This window comes from Staphylococcus sp. mip270_02 (assembly GCF_054031535.1).
Genome location: NZ_CM132934.1, coordinates 2,407,844 through 2,430,005, shown reverse-complemented (window position 1 = coordinate 2,430,005; position 22,162 = coordinate 2,407,844). Strand labels below are relative to the sequence as shown.

The window sequence follows — 22,162 nt, the reverse complement described above, 5'->3', positions numbered from 1 at the left end:
TTCTAAAATGATTTTATTGTCTCGCCAAGACCTTGATGAAAAGTGGATAAAAGGGAAAACTATCCATACTACAGTCATCATTATCTAAAACATATCTGAGGCCGAGACATGATTTATGTCCGGTCTCTTTTTAATAGTATTACTTTAAAATGCATTAAAAGAAGTTCAAACTAATAAAGGAGAGATGGTATATGCTAGTTAACCTTAAAAATACTAACGACATAGCAACAAACACACTGATTATCGGTTTGCCTGAACATTTAAATCAGTTAGGGGAAATCATTATTAATGGTGATAATATTAATGATAAACTAAAATTATTAAAACAAAATCAAATAGTTAATACTACTATTGGTACAGTTTCCAGCACGATGTTTACAATACATGATGAATATATCAAACTGATAACTGTTGGCATGGGGAATATTAAAACCTTGGCTTATAATGACTATTTGAAAATATTTGGAAATTTATTTCAATACTTAAAACAAAACCGTATTACACAAGCCTCTTTTAAATTAGAAACTTTTGAAGCGCAAGCTTTAACTAGAAATGCAGTTGCAGAGATATTAGGGCAACAAGGTGTTCGTGCGATCTATCAATTTGATAACTATAAAACAGATAAACCTACGCCTTATGAACTAACATTAGATATACATACAGACGATGATGACATACTGAAATCTATTGAAGAAGGTCAAATTATTGGTAATTCAATAAACTTAGCGCGTGACTATAGTAATATACCACCAAACATTTTAACTCCTGAATATTATGCAAACTCTATTTGCGATCATTTTAAAGAGACAGAAGTAGATGTTGATATTAAAGATCATGAGACTTTACAAAATGAGGGGTTTGGCTTAATTCATGCAGTAGGTAAAGGTTCTAAACATGGACCGAGAGTCATTACATTAACATATAATGGTGGGAAAACAGATGAAGCACCTATTGCATTAGTAGGTAAAGGTATTACTTATGATTCAGGTGGTTATTCTATAAAAGGAAAAGTAGGCATGCAAACGATGAAATTCGATATGTGTGGATCTGCTAACGTCATAGGAATGATAGAAGTTGCTCGCAAGCTTAAATTGAAAATAAATATTGTCGGTGTTATTGCTGCAGCAGAAAATATGATAAATGAAACTGCAATGAAACCGGATGATGTATATACAGCTTTAAGTGGTGAATCAGTTGAAGTGTTGAATACAGATGCAGAAGGTCGCTTGGTATTAGGTGATGCAGTATTCTATGCGAATCAATTCCAGCCACAAGTGATTTTAGATTTTGCAACATTAACAGGTGCAGCCATTGTAGCTTTAGGAGATGATAAGGCTGCCGTGTTTAGTCATAATGCAACAAATCATTTACAAACAATACTTAATTATGCACAGACTAATGATGAATTTGTATTTGAATTACCTATGACAACTACTGAACGTAATTTAATCAAAAATAGTGATGTTGCAGACTTAGTTAATCATACAAATGGCCAAGGCAAAGCTTTATTTGCAGCAACGTTTATCAATCATTTTGCAGGAGATACACCTCATATGCATTTTGACATAGCTGGACCTGCAACTATCAATAAAAATACGTATAAAGGTCCAAAAGGGCCGACAGGGTACTTAATTCCTACAATAGTTGAATGGTTACGCAATTTAAAATAATTATGAAAGTTTAGAGATACGCTAACATAACGTGTTCTCTTTAATTTGTTGTATTTATTAATAATATATCATAACTAATACTTTAAAAATTAATAGAAATATAGTTGTTTTTGAGTGGAAGTATGAAGTTAATTTTAAAATATTGATTTCATACTTCCACTTTTTTAGTTATTTAAATCACTAAAAGAGATGAAATAATAATGCTATTAATCGTGCGTAATTAGGCTTTTAAAGATACAAAAATAAACATCATACAATTAACTATTAAAAGAAGAATATGAAATCAATGAATAAATTGTTTGTTGTGTTTGACAAGTGCTCATGTTATTGATATTATAGTTTTCATGATGCTTTAGTTCGATAACGTGGTAAAGGAGTTGTGCTTTGTGATAAATGCTGTAGTAATAGCAGTGGTACTGATGATTATTTTATGTTTATGTAGATTAAATGTAGTAATCAGTTTGTTTATCAGTGCCTTAGTAGGTGGATTAATTGCAGGTATGAGTGTTTCAGATATCGTGTCTGTTTTTGGTAAGAATATTGTAGATGGTGCAGAAGTAGCACTAAGTTATGCATTGCTTGGTGGCTTTGCAGCGCTTATTTCTTATAGTGGAATTACCGACTATTTAGTGAATAAGATTATAAATGGTATCCATGCTGAAAATAGCAAGATGTCACGTATTAAAGTGAAAGTAATCATCATATTAGCTTTATTAGTGATGAGCATTATGAGTCAGAACTTAATACCTGTCCATATTGCGTTTATTCCTATTGTAATACCACCGTTAATTAGTTTGTTTAATGAACTGAATATAGATAGAAGACAAATAGCAATTATTATAGGATTTGGTTTATGTTGGCCTTATGTCTTATTACCTTTTGGTTTTGGTCAAATATTCCACCAAATTATTCAGAATGGCTTCACTAAAGCAAATCACCCAATTGAAATGGACATGATTTGGAAAGCCATGATTATTCCATCTTTAGGTTATATTTTTGGGCTGGTTGCAGGTATCTTTTATTATAGAAAGCCAAGAAAATACATTCAACATGAAGAGATTAAAGATAATAGCCAAATAGAAATTAAACCCTACGTACTTATAGTTACTGTTATTTCAATTATAGCAACATTCTTAGTGCAATTATTAACAGACTCTATGATCTTTGGTGCGTTAGCGGGTGTGCTTGTATTCTTTGTTTCAAGAGCATATAAATGGACGGAATTAGACAAGCAGTTTGTTGATGGTATAAAAATCATGTCATTTATCGGTGTAGTTATATTATCTGCTAATGGTTTTGCAGGAGTAATGAATGAAACCGGAGATATTAACAGACTTGTAGAAGGATTAAGTGGAGTTATAGGGGAAAACAAATTAGTTAGTATCATAGTGATGTATATAATTGGCTTAGTAGTTACCTTAGGCATTGGTTCATCATTTGCTACTATTCCAATCATTGCTACGTTATTTGTACCTTTAGGAGAATCGTTAGGTTTAAGCACTATGGCATTAATTGCTTTAATAGGTACAGCCAGTGCATTAGGGGATTCAGGTTCACCAGCAAGTGATTCTACGCTTGGCCCTACTGCAGGTTTGGATGTTGATGGGCAACATGATCACATTCGGGATACTTGTATACCTAACTTTCTATTTTACAATATTCCATTAATTATTTTTGGAACAATTGCTGCTATGGTACTATAAAAGGTATATAAAGAAAATGAGGTGACACAATGGCTAATATGTTAGATGCGTTAGATATTAAAGTTGTGAAACAAGAACGTGGTTTAATGGTAATGTCTATGCCTGTGACAGACAATGTAAAACAGCCATTTGGCTATTTACATGGAGGTGCGAGCCTAGCACTAGGTGAAACAGCATGTTCGATGGGAGCTGCTTATTTAATTGACACTGAACAATATGTACCACTTGGTTTAGAAATGAATGGCAATCATATAGGTTCAACTACTGAAGGGACTATATTTGCAACTGCTACGATTATTCATGAAGGAAAAACCACACAGGTATGGTCTATTGATATTAAAGATAATAAAGATAGATTAATTTGTGTAATGCGAGGTACTATTGCTATAAAACCATTAAAACGTTAATTAATAAAAATAAAGGCCAGAAATATCTATTGAGATGTTTTTGGCCTTTATTTTTGTTTTATTTAGTAGTGATATTTTTAATTATAGTCATCTTTAATTATAATGAAATGTTTTATCTAGAATAAAAAATAAAAATTTCGTTATTGTGTTTATATTTTATTGTTTTATGCTTTGCTTGGTATTTAAGGGCTTATGATTATAATAATGCTTCTGTGATTTGTTGTACTGTTTATATTCAAAAGCTTCTCCGATTCTTAATGAGGCTTCACGTCCTCCCATAATATTACGCGCAAATGGCCCAAGTTCTAAATCAGCCAATCCACCACTTACATAAAGGTTAGGGAGCCATTCTAAAGTTGATGTAATTGAAGGTAGCCCACAGCTACATACAGGAGCTTGATATTCTGTTATTAATTGCTGGATTAAAGGTTGTTGCATAATCGTTTCTTTAAAGCCTGTAGCTAATAATATATGGTCGTAATGTATACAATAAGTGTCAGTGCAAATATGGTGATTAATTATATCTGTTATTTCGTTGATATGTACTTTAAGACGACCCTCTTTAATATACTTTTTAAGTCTTAATTCTAGTTCTTTTGGCATAGAGCCTTTATGTCTCTCATTTTTAATTGTGTTTAAACGATCAATAGAAGATTGCATAGCACTAAATTTTTTCATATTTTTAGGTCCTAGCCATCCAGGATCTGCGTCAAAGTCATGGACATTTATAGCTTTATTCATCCATAAATGAATCTGATTATTACCGTTTTCCTTTAAAAGTCTTAACGTGAGGTGAGCTGCAGAAATACCGCTACCAACGACATGAGATGTACCTGCATAATTATTTTGTTCATTTTCAAAAATATGAGAAATGCCAGGTTGATTTTGAAATAGTTTAGGAACATATATTTCATGATTACAACCAAATGCAACTATTACATGGTCTGAGCTAATCCAGCTTTGATTGTTCAATTGCATATGCCATTGTTGTTTATTCAGCTTAATATCACTGACATATCCTTGAATATGACAGGAATTTAAATGATATGAATGAATTAAATCATGTGTATGGTCCATAAACATATTTCGATTAGGTCGTTTGTATTGTCCATATGCAGCATTAGTATAATGCATTTTTTTTGCATATTGATTTAGATGAAAAGGGTCAGGGTGTACATGGTGTACACATGGTGAACGTAAATAAGGCATGTCGATACGTTGTGAAAAATTATCGAATTGAGTACATAAATTAGGGTTTGGATCAATAATTAATAATTGTGATGCCTTTAAACCTAAAGATCTTAATTTAATAGCGATAGTTACTGCATGTAATCCACCACCAATAATTGCCCATGTTGTCATAAAATCACTCCCGTTTATTCAAATCGTAATAATTACGATTTAATATATCATGTAATATACTTTATAACAACTGATTTTGTAAATAAATTATGAGAGTAATAAACATACGAATATAAAAGTTTAGTAAATAAAAAAGGGAGAGACACATGTGTCTCTCCCTTTTTTATAGACAGCACTTGGAGAAGGGGAAATGGACTAAACCAAATCCAAGTAAACTATTTTTATAATTTTGTATCTTTCAAATCTTCTTTAATTTCATCATGCTTCGTTCGCTTTGAAGCAGGTGTTTGTAAATTATAAGCTGATTTGATAATCAAATGACTTGCTAAGGGTCCGGTAATTAAAATAAACAAAATACCTATAAATAATTGCATATTTACATAACCTTCTCGACCGATAAAAAATAAGAAAACACCACTAATTAGTAGCATTGAACCTAGTGTTGCAGCTTTACCGGCTGCGTGAGCTCTGGCGTATACATCGTCTAAACGTAATAGACCAATAGCTGCTAGGGCACTGATAAGGGAGCCTAAAATGACTAAGATAAGTGCAATACTAATGACGATCGTCGTTATCATTTTCAATCACCTTACCTTTATCCATATATTTTGCAAATACCGCTGTGCCAAGAAAGGCTAAAATACCTATCAATAAAATGGCAACAATCATATACTTTGTACCTAAGAAAATACTAAATAGTGCAACAATAGCCATGAGTTGAATACCCATTGCATCAAGTGCGACGACCCTGTCAGCGAGAGAAGGGCCGATAATTACACGAACAAGCATGCCTAACATTGATAAAGCTACAATAACTAGCGCAATGATTAAAATAATATTATAGTTCATTAATTTTCGCCTACCTCTCTGACCACTTTTTCAAGGGATGATTTGATACTTTCTGTTTCTTCTTCTTTTGTAGTGAAATCGATACTGTGTATATATATTTTTGTACGATCATCACTAACGCCTAGCACAATTGTGCCTGGTGTTAGAGTAATTAAATTGGATAATAATGCAATTTGCCAGTCATTTTTTAAATCTGTATGGTACGTAAAGAAGGCTGGCTCATTATCAATCCTTGGCTTAATTACAATACGTATAACATCTATGTTTGCTTTTACTAATTCAATTAAAAATACCAAGAATAGTTGCACAATTTTATAGACGGTGATGATATAGAATCTACCTGGTAATACGCCACGCATTAAGTAAACTAATAAAAGTGCGAATAAGTAACCTAAAATAAAGTTATTAAATGTATAGCTGCCTGTGACGAATAACCAAAATACAGAAAGCATCAAATTTACTAATATTTGAACTGCCATATTATTTACCTCCCAATACTGCGTCTCTATAGATACTAGGATTGTAGAATGTCTCAGCAGCATCTTTAATAATTGGTTGCAACCAATCTGCAGAAAGTCCGAAAACAACTGTAATAATGACTGAAATGATTGCTATTGTAAGTATTCCTTTATATTGCAACTTAGGGTTTACTTGATAACCTTCAGATTTTCCGAAAAAGCCTAATAAGAAAATACGAATTACAGAATAAAGAACTACTAAACTTGAAAGTAAAACAACAATACCGCTTAGGTAAAATCCTTTTTCAAAGGTAGCTTGTACAATATAAAATTTACCATAAAAGCCACTTAGTGGTGGTATGCCTGCTAAACTTAATGCAGCGATAAAGAATGTCCATCCTAAAACTGGATAATCTTTAATCAGACCGCCATATTTACGTAAATCATGTGTTTTCGTAATTTTATACATAACTCCAATTAGGAAAAATAATGCTGCTTTTACTAACATGTCATGTAGTGTATAGTATATCGCACCCATCATCCCAGCTTGATTCATCATAGCAATACCAACTAGGATAACGCCTACAGCAATTACGATGTTATAAAGTATGATTTTTTTAGTATCAAAATAGCTGACAGCACCGACACACCCGAAAATAATAGTGAGTAATGCTAGGAATAATATTGTATAAAATGAGAAGTTCGATGAATCATTAAAGAATAAACTAGCTGTTCTTGCAATGGCATATACGCCCACTTTTGTTAATAAAGCACCAAAGAATGCAATAATTGCAATCGGTGGGGCATAATACGCACCTGGCAACCAAATATACATTGGAAATGCACCAGCTTTAGTTGCAAAAACAAAGATAAACATGATAAATATGATTGTTATTATACCGCTATCTTCAGCAGGTAGTTGGCTTATCTTTTCGCTAATATCAGCTAAATTCAAAGTACCGACTACAGAGTAGAGCATAGCTACAGCTATAACAAAGAAAGCTGATGAAGTTACGTTGATAAGTACATATTTAATGGTTTCACTTAATTGTATTTTTGTTCCACCTATAACTAACAAGATATATGAGGCTAAAAGGAATACTTCAAAGAATACAAATAAGTTGAATATATCTCCAGTAATAAATGATCCAATTATACCTGTAACCATAAACATTACTGCGAAATAATAGTAGTATGTTTCGCGCTCTATACCTACAGATTGATAAGAATAAAGGATGATTAACATCGTTATAATCAAACTGGTGATGACAAGTAAGGCACTAAATATATCAAGGACAAAGACAATACTATATGGTGCTTCCCATGAACCTAATTCTAATGTAATAGGGCCATCTCTAAGTACATTCTGGAAATTAATAATTGCAAAAATTAATGTAATAGCTGTACCTGATAAGGCAACGTAGCGCTTTATCCTAGGGCGCTTCCCAATGAATATGAGTGCGATAATAGTAATCATTGGTATGACGAGTAATGAAATAATGAGATTACTCTCTATCATTGTCTAGCACTCCTTTCATACTTTCTACGTTGTCTGTGCCTAATTCTTTATAACTTCTAAAAGCTAACACTAAGAAAAATGCTGTTACAGAAAACGAAATTACTATAGCTGTAAGTATTAATGCCTGTGGAATTGGATCTACATATGAAGTGATTCCTTTTTCATAAATTGGCACTTCACCTTTTTTAAGGCCACCCATAGTAATTAAAAATAAATTGGCTGTGTGAGTTTGTAAAGTAGTCCCAATAATGATACGTATCAAACTTTTAGAAAGAATGAGATAGACGCTCATTGCAGTGAGAATACCACAAACAAAAATCATAACTATTTCCATTACTCATTCTCTCCAATCGCTAATATTATAGTCATTATTGTACCTACAACAGCGCATAATACGCCTAAATCAAAAAATGTAGCAGTATGCATCTCCATTGGTTTTAAAATTACTAGTGGGATTTCAAATGGTGTATGCGTGAAAAAGTTTTTATGATAAAACCAACTGGCCATTGGCGTGGCTAGACAAAAGAAAAAGCCAATACCGATTAATTTTTTAAAGTCCCAAGGAAAAATTTTACGCATCGTTTTTATATCAAAAGCTACTGTAATAATCACGAGTGCACTAGAAAGTAATAACCCTCCTACGAAACCACCACCTGGTGTATAATGTCCAGCTAAAAATAAATATAAGCCAAACATCACGATGAGAAAGAAGATAACAACTGCTGAATATTGAAAGATTAAATTATTTTTCTGTCTGTTCAACGTTTTTACCTCCTTCATCATTTTTATTATTATTTGTACGTAATTTAATCATTGTATACACACCTAAACCAGCAATACCAAGTACTGCAGATTCAAATAAAGTATCGGTACCACGGAAGTCAACAAGGATAACGTTAACCATGTTTGTACCATGGGCTAAGTCATAAACATTTGATTTGTAAAATTCAGCGATAGAGCCGAAATGTCTATTACCATAAGCAATTAAACCAAGTACCGTTACAACGATACCTGCGCAGACCGCAATAACAATATTTACTAATTTAAAAGTACGTGTTTCTTTATGTCTATTTAAATTAGGTAAGTGATAGAAACATAATAAGAACAGTGCAGTTGAGATAGATTCAACTACAAATTGTGTAAGAGCTAAATCTGGTGCACCAAAGAAAATGAAGAATATGGCAACAGAATAGCCTACAGCGCTTGCCATGATAATGCTAAACAATCTAGATTTAGCAAATATAATCATAGAAGCAGCAGTAATAATTAATACTACAATGATTAATTCGAATGGACGTACTGCACTTACATCTTTAAAGTCAATATTAAATGGTGTAACTAAAAGTGTTACTAACGTAATTACTATTAATGAAGCAAAGATAATAATTAAGTTATTACGAGTAAATCCAGTGACATAAGAGTCGGTAAATTTACCTGAATAATCCGGCGTAACTTGGCCAAATTTGTCATACCAATAATTTAATGTGAGCTTGGTTGGTTGTAAATGCAATAAACGAATCCAATAACCAAAAGTAAATATGAGCAAAATACCTATAACATAAATAACTAATGTTGAGAAGAATGCTGGTGTAAAGCCATGGAACATATGAAATTCTGTAGGTTTACCGGTTGATTGGCTAATTGCATTTACGGCAGGATCAATTATTGTGCCAGTTAATATTGATGGGAAGAAACCAAACACAACAACTAATACAGCTAAAATCGCTGGTGAAATTAGCATGAGTATAGATACTTCATGAGCTTTTTTAGGTAATTCGTCAACTTTATGACTACCTAAAAAGATTTGACCAATAAATCTGACAGAATAAACAAATGTAAAAATACTACCAATAATTGCGATAATAGGAATTAATATGCCAAGCGTATTTAAACTAAATATATTAGCATTTGTAATTTCAATCATACTTTCTAAAAATGACTCTTTAGATAAAAAACCATTAAATGGCGGTATACCAGCCATACTTAATGAAGTGATGATTGTAATCGTAAATGAAATCGGCATGATAGTTAATAGTCCACCTAATTTATTTACATCACGTGTGCCTGTTGAGTGATCAATTGCACCAGTTACCATAAATAAAGCGCCTTTAAAAGTGGCATGGTTAATTAAATGGAAAACAGCAGCAGTAAATGCAGCAACATAAAGTTGACTTTCAGAGCCTTCAAAATGATAGCTAACTGCTCCGATACCTAACATAGACATGATCATACCTAATTGTGAAACTGTAGAAAACGCTAAAATACCTTTTAAATCTTGTTGTTTTGTAGCATTAAAAGATGCCCATAATAATGTGATTAGGCCAATCAAAGTTACTGACCAAATCCAACCTTGGGAAACAGCAAAAATTGGAGTCACTCGTGCAACTAAATAAAGGCCAGCTTTAACCATTGTTGCTGAGTGTAGGTAAGCACTTACTGGTGTTGGTGCTTCCATGGCATCTGGTAACCATATGTAAAATGGAAATTGTGCCGATTTGGTAATAGCCCCAATTAAAACTAAAATCAATGAAAGAATAAAAAATGGGCTAGTTTGAATTTCAGAAACATTGTGAATCAATTCTTGAATACTTGTTGTCCCGCCGGCGATTGAAAGTAGTATAATACCACCTAAAAGTGACAATCCTCCGAATACCGTAACGAGCATAGATTTTTGAGCACCATATATAGATGCTTGCTTATCACGCCAAAAAGAGATGAGCAGGAAACTAGAAAATGAAGTTAATTCCCAAAATAAATATAAGATAATTAAATTATCTGATAATACGACACCTAACATAGCACCCATAAAGAGCAATAGGTAACAATAAAAATTCCCCAGTTGCTCTTGTCGACTTAAATAACTTATGGAATAAAGTACAATTAAACTACCTATGCCTGTTATTAACAAACTGAATAATAAGCCTAAACCGTCAACATATAAATTGAAATTCATACCGAAGTGCGGCATCCAATTGGCTTTTTGCATTATGTTATTTCCTGACATGGTTAGCGAAATATATGATAGGAAATATATAAATAAGACGACGGGGATAGGTAACACAAACCATCCTAAATGTATGCGTTTATAAAAACGATATACAATTGGAATAATGAGTGCGAATATTAACGGTAAAAGTACCGATATATGTAACAAACTCATTATTTTATCCTCCTTTAAAAATGTATTATAAAACCATTATACATGAAGTCGACTATTCTGAAAAACGTCAGGAAGCCTTGAAGCGCTTGTGTTAGATGTTTTATTAAATAAGAAGAAACACGGTATTTTTATTCAAAATTTTGTTTATATTGAATGGAATAATCATGCTTTAAGCGCTGTAAATTGTCGAGAGACTTAGTTGCATGCAATGTATCTTGCCTTTTTAATTGACCTTCTAATTTAGATATAGCTTGTTGTAATGATTCTATGTAAGACATAGTTTCTGCATTGAATTCTCTAAGATGTGATTTTGTCGTATAGCGTTTTTCATAATGACTAAGTGCTTTACGTTCATGAAAAAAAACATTTTCAGTTTCAGTAGGATTGTGTAAATCTCCTTGTTTAGGGTGATTAATTACTTGTTCAACTTGAACAAGAACTCTATTTTCTTTTTCTTCCTTAATTGTTACGCCATAACTGCCAGTTTTATGTGAAAAACGGTATAACATAATTCAATACATCCCTTCATTTGTGTTAGAATACATATATCATCTTAACATGAAATGGAGAATAAAAATGACGAACTATCCTCAATTGAACACAGAAATAAATGACAATGAAATTAAAATGGTAATGCATACAAATAAGGGAGATATGACCTTTAAATTATTACCAGATGTTGCACCGAAAACAGTAGAAAACTTTGTTACGCATGCTAAAAATGGTTATTATAATGGCGTTACTTTCCACCGTGTAATTAATGACTTTATGGTACAAGGTGGAGATCCAACTGCTACAGGTATGGGTGGCGAAAGTATTTTCGGTGGACCTTTTGAAGATGAATTTTCAAGAGAAGCGTTTAATATCTACGGTGCACTTTCAATGGCAAATGCAGGTCCAAATACAAACGGTTCTCAATTCTTCATTGTTCAAATGAATGAAGTACCAGAATCAATGCTTAGTCAATTAGCAGACGGAGGTTGGCCAGAGCCAATTGTAAAAGCTTATGGTGAAACTGGTGGCACACCTTGGTTAGATCAAAAACATACTGTATTTGGTCAATTAATTGAAGGTAAAACTACATTAGAAGACATTGCTAATACAAAAGTAGGTCCACAAGACAAACCATTATATGATATTACAATTGATTCAATCGATATTATTGAATAATAAATGAAACATATGAAGTTGTAGATAACTATCTTTTTTCAGTATGTATAAGCTGATTGATTATTTAGTCTAAACTTTAGGAGAAGAGCTTAGAAATCAATGTGGTGTTGATTTCTACTCTTCTTTTTTTATGGGTATTTAAAAAGGATATGGTATAGAATTGCCAACAATGAATAGTGGATATTTCAACAGCAATATATTTTTAAATAGGAAAGTAATAGGATTTTTCTAAGAACTAAAATATTCAGCTTACAACTTGAATTAAGGTAGATAAAGTCAGTTTTAGCTAAATAGGGATTAATCATTTGTGCGAAATTATTGTGAAATATGGCTTTCAAAGACAATATCTCAATGTTTAAACATCATATTTAGGAATAGTTTTATCAATATAAAATTGTAAAATGTGAACTTTTTCTATGTTTATGTTAGTGCCTTCCTATAATGTATGCTATTATAATAGTGTTAAGTAAAACGAATTAAGGGGTTATCACGTTGAATAATCACTATAAAGTAGGTCAACATATTAAAGTTCGTGTGACTGGTATTCAACCGTATGGCGCTTTTGTAGAAACCCCTGACAATGCTGAAGGATTAATCCATATTTCTGAGATTATGGATGATTACGTCCATAATTTAAAAAAGTTTTTATCAGAAGGACAAATTGTAAGAGCGAAAGTAATTTCAATTGATGATGAGGGGAAATTAAACCTTTCATTAAAGGATAATGACTATTTTAAAAATTATGAGCGTAAGAAAGAAAAGCAATCAGTATTAGATGAAATTAAAGAAACCGAAAGATATGGGTTTCAAACAATTAAAGAACGCTTACCGGTTTGGATTAAACAGTCCAAAAATGCGATCAAAGATGAATAAAATCATCTTTTCTTAAGGCTAAGACATAAATTTATGTCTTAGCCTTAAGTTTTTTTATAGGGGGATTTTTAATGTTTATGTTTTGATCGTTTACACTTTGTTGGACAACTTCTATAAGGCTAAGTATTGTTAGATTAAGAAGTTGAATAGTTTTTTCATAAGTGAGGAATTAAGAATAATTAGTAAAGAGTTTAAATGACAAATGGATAGTTTGTGTTAATTTGGAAAGTTAAAGCACACATCATTAAAGACTATGATTAAACAAGGGGTGGGTTAAATAGTTCGATTGGTCAATATAAAATCGTAACTTTTTAGTTCATGAGGTATTAACAATGTTGTTTTTAAATAGTCTTATATTGTTTTAGTATTGAGACGTGCATAGGAATTGTTGACAATGAAAGCACGGTCGCTAGTTATACTTGGAATTAAAATTGTAGATATACTTAAAACAGTTGTAGAAAAACATTGAGTTAAAGATAAGACATATTTTATTTGTAGATAAAAGAAGGTGAGAGAATGAATAATTTAAAAGACGCAATGAAGGGTTTAGGTTGGTTAGATTTGATTTTCCTAATTCCTCTTTTTTTCTTATACATATATTTACCGATTTATAATTTTATAAGTATTTTGCTAAATGTATTAATTATTATTTTAGTATCTATAGGATTGTCTTCTTTATCTTTTTCAATAAAAAACTTTATGAAAAATAATAAGTGGCAGAAATAATACTTTCATAATATGTAAATAAAAATAGTGAGTAGCGCTTTTCAGAGGAAGAATTTTTTATAGTATTAATATACTAAAGGTATTTAAAAAACAGCTATTTAGAATATAATTTTGGAAATTGCAGAAATATATGCGTGAGCATATTTATTTATATATCAGATTATTATAGTTAGAATTATAAAAGCACTAAAAACTTTAAGTGTTTTAAAGATGTTCGAATGTTTTAACGCATAGGAGGAAAAGTAAAATGAATAAAAAGTTTCAACCACTTTTTGAAAAATTAACATTACCTAATAAAGTTGTTTTAGATAATAGATTTGTTTTAGCACCACTTACTCATGTTTCATCAAATGATGACGGATCTATTTCAAATGAGGAAGTTGTTTATATGGAACAACGTTCGAAAGATGTAGGCTTAGCTATTTCAGCTGCTAGTAATGTTACAGATTTAGGGAAAGCATTTCCTGGACAACCATCTGTAGCACACGATTCAAATATTGATGGACTAAAACGTCTAGCTCAAGCTATGAAGAAAAACGGGGCAAAAGCTGTCGTTCAAATTCATCATGGTGGCGCACAATCATTACCGAATTTAACTCCAAATGGAGATGTAGCTGCGCCAACGCCGATTTCACTAAAAAGCTTTGGTGAACAAGAAGAACATCACGCACGTGAAATTACAGAAGATGAAATTAAGCAAACTATTAAAGCTTTTGGCGAAGCGACTCGCAGAGTTATAGAAGCTGGATTCGATGGTGTTGAAATCCACGGTGCCAATCATTACTTAATTCATCAATTTGTATCACCTTATTATAACCGCCGTGAAGATGAGTGGGGCAAGGACCGTTTGAAATTTGCATTAAACGTTGTTGATGAAGTAACTGAAACAGTTCAACAATATGGTAATGAAGACTTTATTGTAGGTTATAGATTTTCACCTGAAGAAGCAGAATCGCCTGGCATAAGTATGGAAATTACTGAATCTTTAGTAAAACACTTAATTGATAAGCCTTTAGACTATTTACATGTTTCATTAATGGATATACATTCAGAAACGCGCGAAGGTAATTACAAAGGACAAGAACGAATTAAATTATTATTAGAGTGGATAGCTGGTCGCATGCCTTTAGTAGGTATTGGTTCTATTTTTACTGCGGAACAAGCTCTTGAAGCGATTGAGTCTACTAATGTTGAACTTGTTGCATTAGGCAGAGAAATATTATTAGACCATAACTTTATAAGTAAAATTAAAGATGGTAAAGAAGATGAAATTATCTCACACTTCGATCCAAATAGAAAAGACAGACATCATTTACCACCTAAACTTTGGGAACAATTCAATAAAGGTTTTTATCCATTACCTAGAACAGATAATAAGTAAAATATTTATCAAAGTATTCGAGGCCGAAACATATAGTTGATGTTTCGGCCTCGAATAATATATAAATTTATGAAATATTCGTAAATTCCGATTGTAATTATAAAAGAAAAATTTTAAGGAAAACGATGAACGTATGATTAAATATGCAATTTTGTGAAATAATAATAAAAAATAATTAAATTTTAAAATTAATAAAATGGGCTTGTATTAGCATTAGTAAATGTGTCATTATATATGTAAGGGCTTACAATTGTATTTTAGCGTTTTATAATTATATTATTTACGCTAATTTAACTGATATAAGTGTGTTTGTTACATAAAGTCCAAGCAGTTTTAGAAAATAGTTTCAGTTAATCGATAAATACGTTATGCTATGAGTGAGTATTACTTAAGAGTCTTTTACTCTTAAATTTTTACAAAGGGGAGATATCATGTCGAGATCAGAAGAAATCATTGAAGTAACAAATCATTATGGAGCACAAAACTACGTGCCACTTCCAATTGTTATATCGGAAGCTGAAGGCGTTTGGGTTAAAGACCCAGAAGGTAACAAATACATGGATATGTTGTCAGCATATTCAGCTGTAAACCAAGGTCATAGACATCCAAAGATTATTCAATCATTGAAAGATCAAGCGGATAAAGTTACTTTAGTTTCACGTGCATTTCATAGTGAAAATCTAGGTGAATGGTATGAAAAAATTTGTAAGCTTTCAGGCAAAGCTAAAGCTTTACCAATGAATACGGGTGCTGAAGCAGTTGAAACAGCTTTAAAAGCAGCTCGCCGTTGGGCTTACGATGTTAAAAAAATAGACCCAGATAAAGCAGAGATTATTGCTTTCAATGGTAACTTCCACGGTCGTACAATGGCACCAGTATCTTTATCATCAGAACCAGAATATCAACGTGGTTATGGTCCATTATTAGATGGTTTCCGCAAAGTAGATTTTGGTGATATTGAAGCTGTTAAAAATGCTATTACTGAAAATACAGCAGCAATTTTAATTGAACCAATACAAGGTGAAGCAGGTATTAATGTTCCACCTGAGGGTTATTTAAAAGAAATAAGAGCTCTATGTGATGAACATAACGTGTTGTTTATTGCTGATGAAATTCAAGCTGGTTTAGGACGTTCAGGTAAATTATTTGCTACGGACTGGGATGACGTTAAACCAGATGTATACATTTTAGGTAAAGCATTAGGTGGGGGCGTATTACCAATATCTGTAGTATTAGCTGACGAAGAAGTACTTGGTGTGTTCTCACCAGGGTCTCACGGTTCTACTTTTGGTGGTAATCCACTAGCTTGTGCGGTTTCAAATGCAGCTTTAGATGTAATAATTGACGAAGATTTACCAGGGCGCTCATTAGAATTAGGTAACTATTTCAAAGAAGAATTAGAAAAAATAAATCATCCATCAATTAAAGAAGTACGCGGACGTGGCTTGTTTATTGGGGTTGAATTAAATGAGGAAGCGAGACCTTATTGTGAATCATTAAAAGAAAAAGGTTTATTATGTAAAGAAACGCATGATACGGTCATTAGATTTGCACCGCCACTCATTATTTCTAAAGAAGAATTAGACTTTGCATTAGACAAAATTAGAAGTGTTTTTGAGTAAATTCACAGTTCTGTAACATATGTTTTGAAAACCCTTTAAAAAGGAAAATCTTATGTTACAATTATCATGAAAGCGAAATCATTAGTAACGAAAAAGAGGCGAAATGAATCATGACTGAGAATAATAATTTAGTTACTTCGACGCAACAAATTATTAAAGAAGCATTGCACAAACTGGGATTTGATGATGGGATGTATGATTTAGTAAAGGAACCTTTAAGATTCCTTCAAGTTAGAATTCCTGTGCGCATGGACGATGGTACTGTACAAACTTTTACTGGTTATCGTGCGCAGCACAATGATGCTGTTGGACCTACAAAAGGTGGCGTACGTTTCCATCCAGATGTGGACGAAGAAGAAGTTAAAGCATTATCAATGTGGATGACATTGAAATGTGGCATTGTTGATTTACCATATGGTGGTGGTAAAGGTGGTATTATTTGTGATCCACGTCAAATGAGTATTCACGAAGTCGAACGTTTATCTCGTGGATATGTGCGTTCAATTTCTCAATTCGTTGGACCAACGAAAGATATTCCAGCACCAGACGTATTTACAAACTCTCAAATTATGGCATGGATGATGGATGAATATAGTTCATTAGACAAATTCAATTCACCAGGATTTATCACTGGTAAACCAATCGTGTTAGGTGGTTCACAAGGACGTGATCGCGCGACTGCGTTAGGTGTTGTTATTGCTATTGAACAAGCAGCGCAAAGAAAAGGTTTAGAACTTAAAGGTTCTCGTATTGTTATACAAGGATTTGGTAACGCGGGTAGTTTCTTAGCGAAATTCTTGTATGATATGGGAGCAACGATTGTTGGTATCTCTGATGCTTACGGCGCTTTACATGATCCAGAAGGATTAGATATTGATTATCTTTTAGATAGAAGAGATAGCTTTGGAACTGTGACTAATCTGTTTGATGAAACAATTTCTAATAAAGAATTGTTTGAAATTGACTGTGACATTCTTGTGCCAGCAGCAATTGCAAATCAAATTACTGAAGAAAATGCACATGACATTAAAGCTGACATTGTCGTTGAAGCGGCAAATGGACCAACGACACCAGCAGGTACTCGTATCTTAACTGAACGTGGTAAGTTGCTAGTTCCAGATGTATTAGCTAGTGCTGGTGGTGTAACTGTGTCATATTTCGAATGGGTACAAAATAACCAAGGTTATTATTGGACTGAAGAAGAAGTAAACACGAAATTACGTGAAAAACTTACAACAGCATTTGATACAATCTACGAACTAGCTCAAAACAGAAAGATTGATATGCGTTTAGCAGCTTATATTGTTGGTATCAAGCGTACTGCAGAAGCAGCACGTTATCGTGGATGGGCATAAATAAATATTTGAATAGTAATAGTAAGTTTAAAGCCCGAGACATTTATTGATGTCTCGGGCTTTTTTGGATATTATAAATAAATTGTTAAATGTAAGTTATCAGTTATTGTTCGTTTATGACTTGTTTATATAAATCAGGGTAATTCGTAAATAACCCATCGATTCCATAGTCATTAAGTCTTTCCATGTCGGCTACTTCGTTTACAGTGAAAGGATGAACTAGAAATCCAGTATTTTTAAGATTGGCGACATTTTGTTTAGTTAAATCTGTATATTCAGGACCGATACCGATGGCATATTGTTTAATATAATTCAGATCTTGTTGTGACATATTTGGTAGTTCGCCTTTGTCTAATAATCTTATGAGTGGCACACTTGAATTTAAATCTTTCATTTTAAGTAAGCTTTCTTGTGAAAATGATTGAACCATAACATGACCTTTTTTGAGAGACTGTTCATTTAATAATTGATGTTTATTAAGTGTATCTAATAATTTTTCTTCCATACCAGGATATACATCAGGGGATTTTGTTTCTATATAATAATTGGCATCAGTACCATAGCGCTCTAATATTTCGTCTAATGTTGGTACTTTTGCACCTTTATAATTTGAATTAGCATATTGTGGATTTTGTTCATTAAATTTACTTCCAGCATCAAGTTGTTTTAATTCTTTAAGTGTATACTGATCAACCCGGCCGGTGCCGTTGGTAGTTCTATCAACTGTTTCATCATGCATGGCTATTAGGTGACCGTCTTTAGTCATTTGTAGATCAATTTCAATATATGACGCGCCTATAGCGTTATGGCTTTTGTCGTATGAGTAAAATGTATGTTCTGGAGCATAGCCACTAGCACCTCTATGTGCAATCGTTGTGAATTTCTCGCCAGTTAAATTATGTATCCAATTTTGTCGATCTGATTTATTATTCTCATTAACTGTTTGAACTGAAGTATCTTCGTTTTGATTGTTTACACCGAGGGCGTTACTAGATGCTTCAGTAATTGTTGAACTTCCTACACCAGATAAAGCTAATATTGCTATACTTGAAATCAAAAATTTATTTGAATGTTTCACAAGCTGTCACTCCTTAATATGAACTTTCTTTTTACATTACATAAAAAAACTTAAATTGAAAATAGTATTTACAATATTCTAATTTAAACTATAAAAAATTAATTTTAACATTACATACAATCAATGAATTCTATTACAATGCTTTAACCAAATAGAAATATTGTGCTTGAGTTGTCATACAAAAAAACACAGACACACCTATTAAATAGGGTATCCGTGCAAAAATTTTAATTTAAGTTTTGTTTTATAATTTCTAATTGTTTTTTTACAGCTTCTTGTCCAGTAGAACCGTGACTTATTCTACGGCTAATACAATTTTCAGGTTTTAAATAATTGTAGATATCAGGTTCAATACTTTCGTGTGCGCTTTGATACTGTTCTAAAGGTACATCTAATAAGTATACGTTATGCTGAATAGCCCAAAGTACGATTTTACCAACAATTTCATGAGCATTTCTAAAAGGAATCCCTTTGTTGACTAAGTAGTCAGCAAGTTCTGTTGCATTGGAAAAGTCATTGTATACAGTTTCTTGTAAATGATTCACATTTACAGTCATCGTATCTATCATTCCTTCAAAGATACGTAAAGAACCTTTTAGTGTATGAACTGCATCAAATAGACCTTCTTTATCTTCTTGCATGTCTTTATTATATGCTAAAGGCAACCCTTTAAGCGTCATTAACATACTCATTAAATTACCTGTTGTACGTCCAACTTTACCTCTGATTAATTCAGCCATATCAGGATTTTTTTTCTGTGGCATAATTGAAGAGCCAGTTGAAAATGCATCTGATAATGTAATAAAGTTTGCTTCCGCAGAGGACCAAAAAATAATTTCTTCTGCAAAACGTGATAGGTGAACCATTGTTAATGAAATATTATGCAGCGTTTCAACAATATAATCTCTATCACTAACGGCATCCATACTATTCTCATAAACAGCAGAAAAGTCTAATAATGACTGCGTTTCGTGACGATCTATTGGATAAGTAGTACCACTTAACGCAGCAGCACCAAGTGGAGAGATATCAATACGTTTCATACTATCTTGAAAGCGTGATTTGTCTCTTTCTAGCATCCAATAGTACGTCAAGATATGATGCGCAAATGAAATAGGTTGAGCTCTTTGGAGATGGGTATAACCAGGCATGATCGTATCTACATGAGACTCAGCAATTTTTACAATTGTTTGTTGAAACGAAATAATTAAATCGATTAATTGAGATACTTCTGTTTTTGTATATAAATGCATATCAGTTGCAACTTGGTCGTTTCTGCTACGCCCTGTATGCAATCTACCACCAGCATCACCAATACGTTTTATTAATTCATGTTCGATATTTAAATGGATATCTTCCAATGAGACATCAAGTGCTAAGTTGCCTTGTTCATAATCAGCTAAAATTGCATTTAAACCTTCAATAATTTGCTCGCAGTCTGAATCAGAAATAATATCTTGTTTGGCCAACATGGTTGCATGAGCAATACTACCTTGAACATCATATTTAATTAATGTTTTGTCAAAGTGTATAGAAGCATTAAATTCATCAACCCATGCTTCTGGTTGCTCACTAAATCTACCACCCCAAGCTTTACTGCTCATCTTTATATCCACCATGTAACATTGAGTTTACTTTAGTTGGTAATCCAAAGATATCAATAAATCCAACTGCTGATTCTTGATTAAATGCATCTTCTTTTGTATAAGTAGCTAATTTTTCATTATAAAGTGTATGTGGTGACTTTCTTCCATTTACAATAGCGTTTCCTTTATATAATTTAAGACGTACATCGCCAGTTACATAGTCTTGAGTACTATCGACAAATACTTTGAGACTATCTGTTAAAGGTGAGAACCATAAACCGTTATAAATTTGTTCTGAAAATTGCTTTTCAATCACTGGTTTAAAGTGTGCAACATCTTTAGTAAGCGTAATTGTTTCAAGCGCTTTATGAGCATTGACAATTACTTCTGCTGCTGGTGTTTCATAAACTTCTCTAGACTTAATGCCAACAAGTCTGTTTTCAACATGGTCGATTCTGCCAATACCATGCTTACCGGCAAGTTTATTGAGCTCTAAGATGAGTTCGCTAAGTTTATAAGATGTGCCATCTAAAGCAGTTGGTATACCTTTTTCAAATGAAAGTACAATTTCATCAGCTTCATCTGGTGCATCTTCTAGTTCGTTTGTTAAGTCAAATGCATCCTTTGGAGGTGCAGCATAAGGGTCTTCAAGTATGCCACATTCATTACTTCTTCCCCATAAATTTTGGTCGATAGAGTAAGGAGAATCATGTTGGATTGGAACTGGGATATTATGTTTGATTGCATAGTCAATCTCTTCTTCACGGCTCCATGCCCATTCTCTTACTGGCGCAAAAACTTTTAATTCTGGGTCTAAAGCTTTAATTGCTACTTCGAAACGTACTTGGTCATTACCCTTACCGGTACAACCGTGTGCAATACCAACTGCATTTGTTTTGCTAGCAATTTCAACTAATTTTTTTGAAATTAATGGTCTTGATAATGCAGAAACTAAAGGATATGTACCTTCATACATTAAGTTACCTTTAATTGCATATGATACGAAATCTTCACTAAATTCTTCTGTAGCATCAATGATATGACATTCGATTGCGCCCATATCTAACGCTTTTTGATGTACTAAGTCTAAATCTTTACCTTCGCCGACATCTAAACAACAAGCCACAATGTCATAACCTTTATCTAATAACCATTTTACTGCCACACTTGTATCTAAACCACCAGAATATGCTAATACTATTTTCTCTTTCATAAGTTCCACCTCAATTGAATTTTTATAATT

21 protein-coding genes are annotated in these 22,162 nt (G+C 32.6%); 9 read left to right on the top strand and 12 right to left on the bottom strand.

Annotated features, from left to right (window positions below):
* Positions 1–191: 191 nt before the first annotated feature.
* The 3 genes from ACW5YJ_RS11455 to ACW5YJ_RS11445 all read left to right on the top strand — a co-directional run bounded on the left by ACW5YJ_RS11455 (position 192) and on the right by ACW5YJ_RS11445 (position 3,780).
* A complete protein-coding gene (locus ACW5YJ_RS11455; protein WP_153672194.1) occupies positions 192–1,670 on the top strand; it encodes a M17 family metallopeptidase in 1,479 nt (492 codons plus the stop codon).
* Between the two features lie 386 nt (positions 1,671–2,056).
* Complete coding sequence (locus ACW5YJ_RS11450; protein WP_119603644.1) at positions 2,057–3,373, top strand: Na+/H+ antiporter family protein; 1,317 nt, start codon at positions 2,057–2,059, stop codon at positions 3,371–3,373.
* Between the two features lie 29 nt (positions 3,374–3,402).
* On the top strand, positions 3,403–3,780 hold the full coding sequence (locus tag ACW5YJ_RS11445) for a hotdog fold thioesterase (RefSeq protein ID WP_017722353.1): 378 nt from the start codon (positions 3,403–3,405) through the stop codon (positions 3,778–3,780).
* 156 nt (positions 3,781–3,936) lie between these two features.
* Here the strand turns inward: ACW5YJ_RS11445 and ACW5YJ_RS11440 are convergent, their stop codons facing one another.
* The 9 genes from ACW5YJ_RS11440 to kapB form a co-directional block, all read right to left on the bottom strand.
* Entirely contained in the window at positions 3,937–5,142 is a 1,206-nt protein-coding gene (locus tag ACW5YJ_RS11440; protein ID WP_457338186.1) for an FAD/NAD(P)-binding protein, read from the bottom strand.
* Positions 5,143–5,363: 221 nt separating this feature from the next.
* Entirely contained in the window at positions 5,364–5,720 is a 357-nt protein-coding gene (locus ACW5YJ_RS11435; RefSeq protein WP_017722351.1) for a Na+/H+ antiporter subunit G1, read from the bottom strand.
* On the bottom strand, positions 5,698–5,991 hold the full coding sequence (locus tag ACW5YJ_RS11430; RefSeq protein ID WP_038678212.1) for a Na(+)/H(+) antiporter subunit F1: 294 nt from the start codon (positions 5,989–5,991) through the stop codon (positions 5,698–5,700). Before ACW5YJ_RS11430 ends, ACW5YJ_RS11435 begins: the two co-directional genes overlap by 23 nt.
* Positions 5,991–6,470 carry a Na+/H+ antiporter subunit E gene (locus tag ACW5YJ_RS11425; protein ID WP_017722349.1) on the bottom strand — a complete coding sequence of 160 codons (480 nt, stop codon included), beginning with the start codon at positions 6,468–6,470 and terminating at the stop codon, positions 5,991–5,993. The genes ACW5YJ_RS11430 and ACW5YJ_RS11425 overlap by 1 nt, the downstream gene beginning before the upstream one ends.
* 1 nt (position 6,471) lies before the next feature.
* Positions 6,472–7,968, bottom strand: coding sequence for a Na+/H+ antiporter Mnh1 subunit D (gene mnhD1, locus ACW5YJ_RS11420; protein ID WP_457338185.1), 1,497 nt, complete (start codon positions 7,966–7,968; stop codon positions 6,472–6,474).
* A complete protein-coding gene (gene mnhC1 / locus ACW5YJ_RS11415; protein ID WP_017722347.1) occupies positions 7,955–8,302 on the bottom strand; it encodes a Na+/H+ antiporter Mnh1 subunit C in 348 nt (115 codons plus the stop codon). The genes mnhD1 and mnhC1 overlap by 14 nt, the downstream gene beginning before the upstream one ends.
* A complete protein-coding gene (locus ACW5YJ_RS11410; RefSeq protein WP_017722346.1) occupies positions 8,302–8,730 on the bottom strand; it encodes a Na(+)/H(+) antiporter subunit B in 429 nt (142 codons plus the stop codon). The genes mnhC1 and ACW5YJ_RS11410 overlap by 1 nt, the downstream gene beginning before the upstream one ends.
* Positions 8,711–11,128 (bottom strand): Na+/H+ antiporter subunit A, encoded by a 2,418-nt coding sequence (locus ACW5YJ_RS11405; RefSeq protein ID WP_017722345.1) that lies wholly within the window; start codon positions 11,126–11,128, stop codon positions 8,711–8,713. Before ACW5YJ_RS11405 ends, ACW5YJ_RS11410 begins: the two co-directional genes overlap by 20 nt.
* Positions 11,129–11,256: 128 nt before the next feature.
* Positions 11,257–11,637: a sporulation phosphorelay system protein KapB gene (kapB, locus tag ACW5YJ_RS11400; RefSeq protein ID WP_017722344.1), complete on the bottom strand. Its 381-nt coding sequence runs from the start codon at positions 11,635–11,637 to the stop codon at positions 11,257–11,259.
* Between the two features lie 67 nt (positions 11,638–11,704).
* Between kapB and ACW5YJ_RS11395 the strand changes: the two genes are divergently transcribed.
* From ACW5YJ_RS11395 to ACW5YJ_RS11370, 6 genes are all read left to right on the top strand, one after another.
* Positions 11,705–12,298, top strand: coding sequence for a peptidylprolyl isomerase (locus ACW5YJ_RS11395; protein WP_017722343.1), 594 nt, complete (start codon positions 11,705–11,707; stop codon positions 12,296–12,298).
* Positions 12,299–12,790: 492 nt separating this feature from the next.
* Complete coding sequence (gene ygs / locus ACW5YJ_RS11390; protein WP_017722342.1) at positions 12,791–13,171, top strand: S1 domain-containing post-transcriptional regulator Ygs; 381 nt, start codon at positions 12,791–12,793, stop codon at positions 13,169–13,171.
* 516 nt (positions 13,172–13,687) lie between these two features.
* Positions 13,688–13,897, top strand: coding sequence for a DUF6007 family protein (locus ACW5YJ_RS11385; protein WP_153672192.1), 210 nt, complete (start codon positions 13,688–13,690; stop codon positions 13,895–13,897).
* 247 nt (positions 13,898–14,144) lie between these two features.
* Positions 14,145–15,278 carry an NADH-dependent flavin oxidoreductase gene (locus ACW5YJ_RS11380; protein WP_017722341.1) on the top strand — a complete coding sequence of 378 codons (1,134 nt, stop codon included), beginning with the start codon at positions 14,145–14,147 and terminating at the stop codon, positions 15,276–15,278.
* 431 nt (positions 15,279–15,709) lie between these two features.
* The gene (locus ACW5YJ_RS11375) at positions 15,710–16,900 is read left to right on the top strand and encodes an ornithine--oxo-acid transaminase (RefSeq protein WP_017722340.1); all 1,191 of its coding nucleotides are present in this window, start codon (positions 15,710–15,712) and stop codon (positions 16,898–16,900) included.
* A 110-nt stretch (positions 16,901–17,010) separates the two neighbouring features.
* Positions 17,011–18,255, top strand: a complete 1,245-nt coding sequence (locus ACW5YJ_RS11370; RefSeq protein ID WP_107530119.1) for a Glu/Leu/Phe/Val family dehydrogenase — start codon at positions 17,011–17,013, stop codon at positions 18,253–18,255.
* A 103-nt stretch (positions 18,256–18,358) separates the two neighbouring features.
* Here ACW5YJ_RS11370 and ACW5YJ_RS11365 read toward each other — a convergent pair whose 3' ends face one another.
* The 3 genes from ACW5YJ_RS11365 to ACW5YJ_RS11355 all read right to left on the bottom strand — a co-directional run bounded on the left by ACW5YJ_RS11365 (position 18,359) and on the right by ACW5YJ_RS11355 (position 22,132).
* On the bottom strand, positions 18,359–19,333 hold the full coding sequence (locus tag ACW5YJ_RS11365; protein WP_457338184.1) for a glycerophosphodiester phosphodiesterase: 975 nt from the start codon (positions 19,331–19,333) through the stop codon (positions 18,359–18,361).
* Positions 19,334–19,560: 227 nt separating this feature from the next.
* A complete protein-coding gene (gene argH / locus ACW5YJ_RS11360; protein WP_457338183.1) occupies positions 19,561–20,937 on the bottom strand; it encodes an argininosuccinate lyase in 1,377 nt (458 codons plus the stop codon).
* Positions 20,927–22,132, bottom strand: a complete 1,206-nt coding sequence (locus ACW5YJ_RS11355; RefSeq protein ID WP_017722336.1) for an argininosuccinate synthase — start codon at positions 22,130–22,132, stop codon at positions 20,927–20,929. The genes argH and ACW5YJ_RS11355 overlap by 11 nt, the downstream gene beginning before the upstream one ends.
* Positions 22,133–22,162: the final 30 nt, after the last annotated feature.

Excerpts from the sequence above, each read along its gene's own strand:
- ACW5YJ_RS11455 (WP_153672194.1), top strand. The coding sequence starts at position 192 with ATGCTAGTTAACCTTAAAAATACTAACGACATAGCAACAAACACACTG.
- ACW5YJ_RS11445 (WP_017722353.1), top strand. The coding sequence starts at position 3,403 with ATGGCTAATATGTTAGATGCGTTAGATATTAAAGTTGTGAAACAAGAA.
- ACW5YJ_RS11440 (WP_457338186.1), bottom strand. The coding sequence starts at position 5,142 with ATGACAACATGGGCAATTATTGGTGGTGGATTACATGCAGTAACTATC.
- ACW5YJ_RS11435 (WP_017722351.1), bottom strand. The coding sequence starts at position 5,720 with ATGATAACGACGATCGTCATTAGTATTGCACTTATCTTAGTCATTTTA.
- ACW5YJ_RS11430 (WP_038678212.1), bottom strand. The coding sequence starts at position 5,991 with ATGAACTATAATATTATTTTAATCATTGCGCTAGTTATTGTAGCTTTA.
- ACW5YJ_RS11425 (WP_017722349.1), bottom strand. The coding sequence starts at position 6,470 with ATGGCAGTTCAAATATTAGTAAATTTGATGCTTTCTGTATTTTGGTTA.
- mnhD1 (WP_457338185.1), bottom strand. The coding sequence starts at position 7,968 with ATGATAGAGAGTAATCTCATTATTTCATTACTCGTCATACCAATGATT.
- mnhC1 (WP_017722347.1), bottom strand. The coding sequence starts at position 8,302 with ATGGAAATAGTTATGATTTTTGTTTGTGGTATTCTCACTGCAATGAGC.
- ACW5YJ_RS11405 (WP_017722345.1), bottom strand. The coding sequence starts at position 11,128 with ATGAGTTTGTTACATATATCGGTACTTTTACCGTTAATATTCGCACTC.
- kapB (WP_017722344.1), bottom strand. The coding sequence starts at position 11,637 with ATGTTATACCGTTTTTCACATAAAACTGGCAGTTATGGCGTAACAATT.
- ACW5YJ_RS11395 (WP_017722343.1), top strand. The coding sequence starts at position 11,705 with ATGACGAACTATCCTCAATTGAACACAGAAATAAATGACAATGAAATT.
- ACW5YJ_RS11385 (WP_153672192.1), top strand. The coding sequence starts at position 13,688 with ATGAATAATTTAAAAGACGCAATGAAGGGTTTAGGTTGGTTAGATTTG.
- ACW5YJ_RS11380 (WP_017722341.1), top strand. The coding sequence starts at position 14,145 with ATGAATAAAAAGTTTCAACCACTTTTTGAAAAATTAACATTACCTAAT.
- ACW5YJ_RS11375 (WP_017722340.1), top strand. The coding sequence starts at position 15,710 with ATGTCGAGATCAGAAGAAATCATTGAAGTAACAAATCATTATGGAGCA.
- ACW5YJ_RS11370 (WP_107530119.1), top strand. The coding sequence starts at position 17,011 with ATGACTGAGAATAATAATTTAGTTACTTCGACGCAACAAATTATTAAA.
- argH (WP_457338183.1), bottom strand. The coding sequence starts at position 20,937 with ATGAGCAGTAAAGCTTGGGGTGGTAGATTTAGTGAGCAACCAGAAGCA.
- ACW5YJ_RS11355 (WP_017722336.1), bottom strand. The coding sequence starts at position 22,132 with ATGAAAGAGAAAATAGTATTAGCATATTCTGGTGGTTTAGATACAAGT.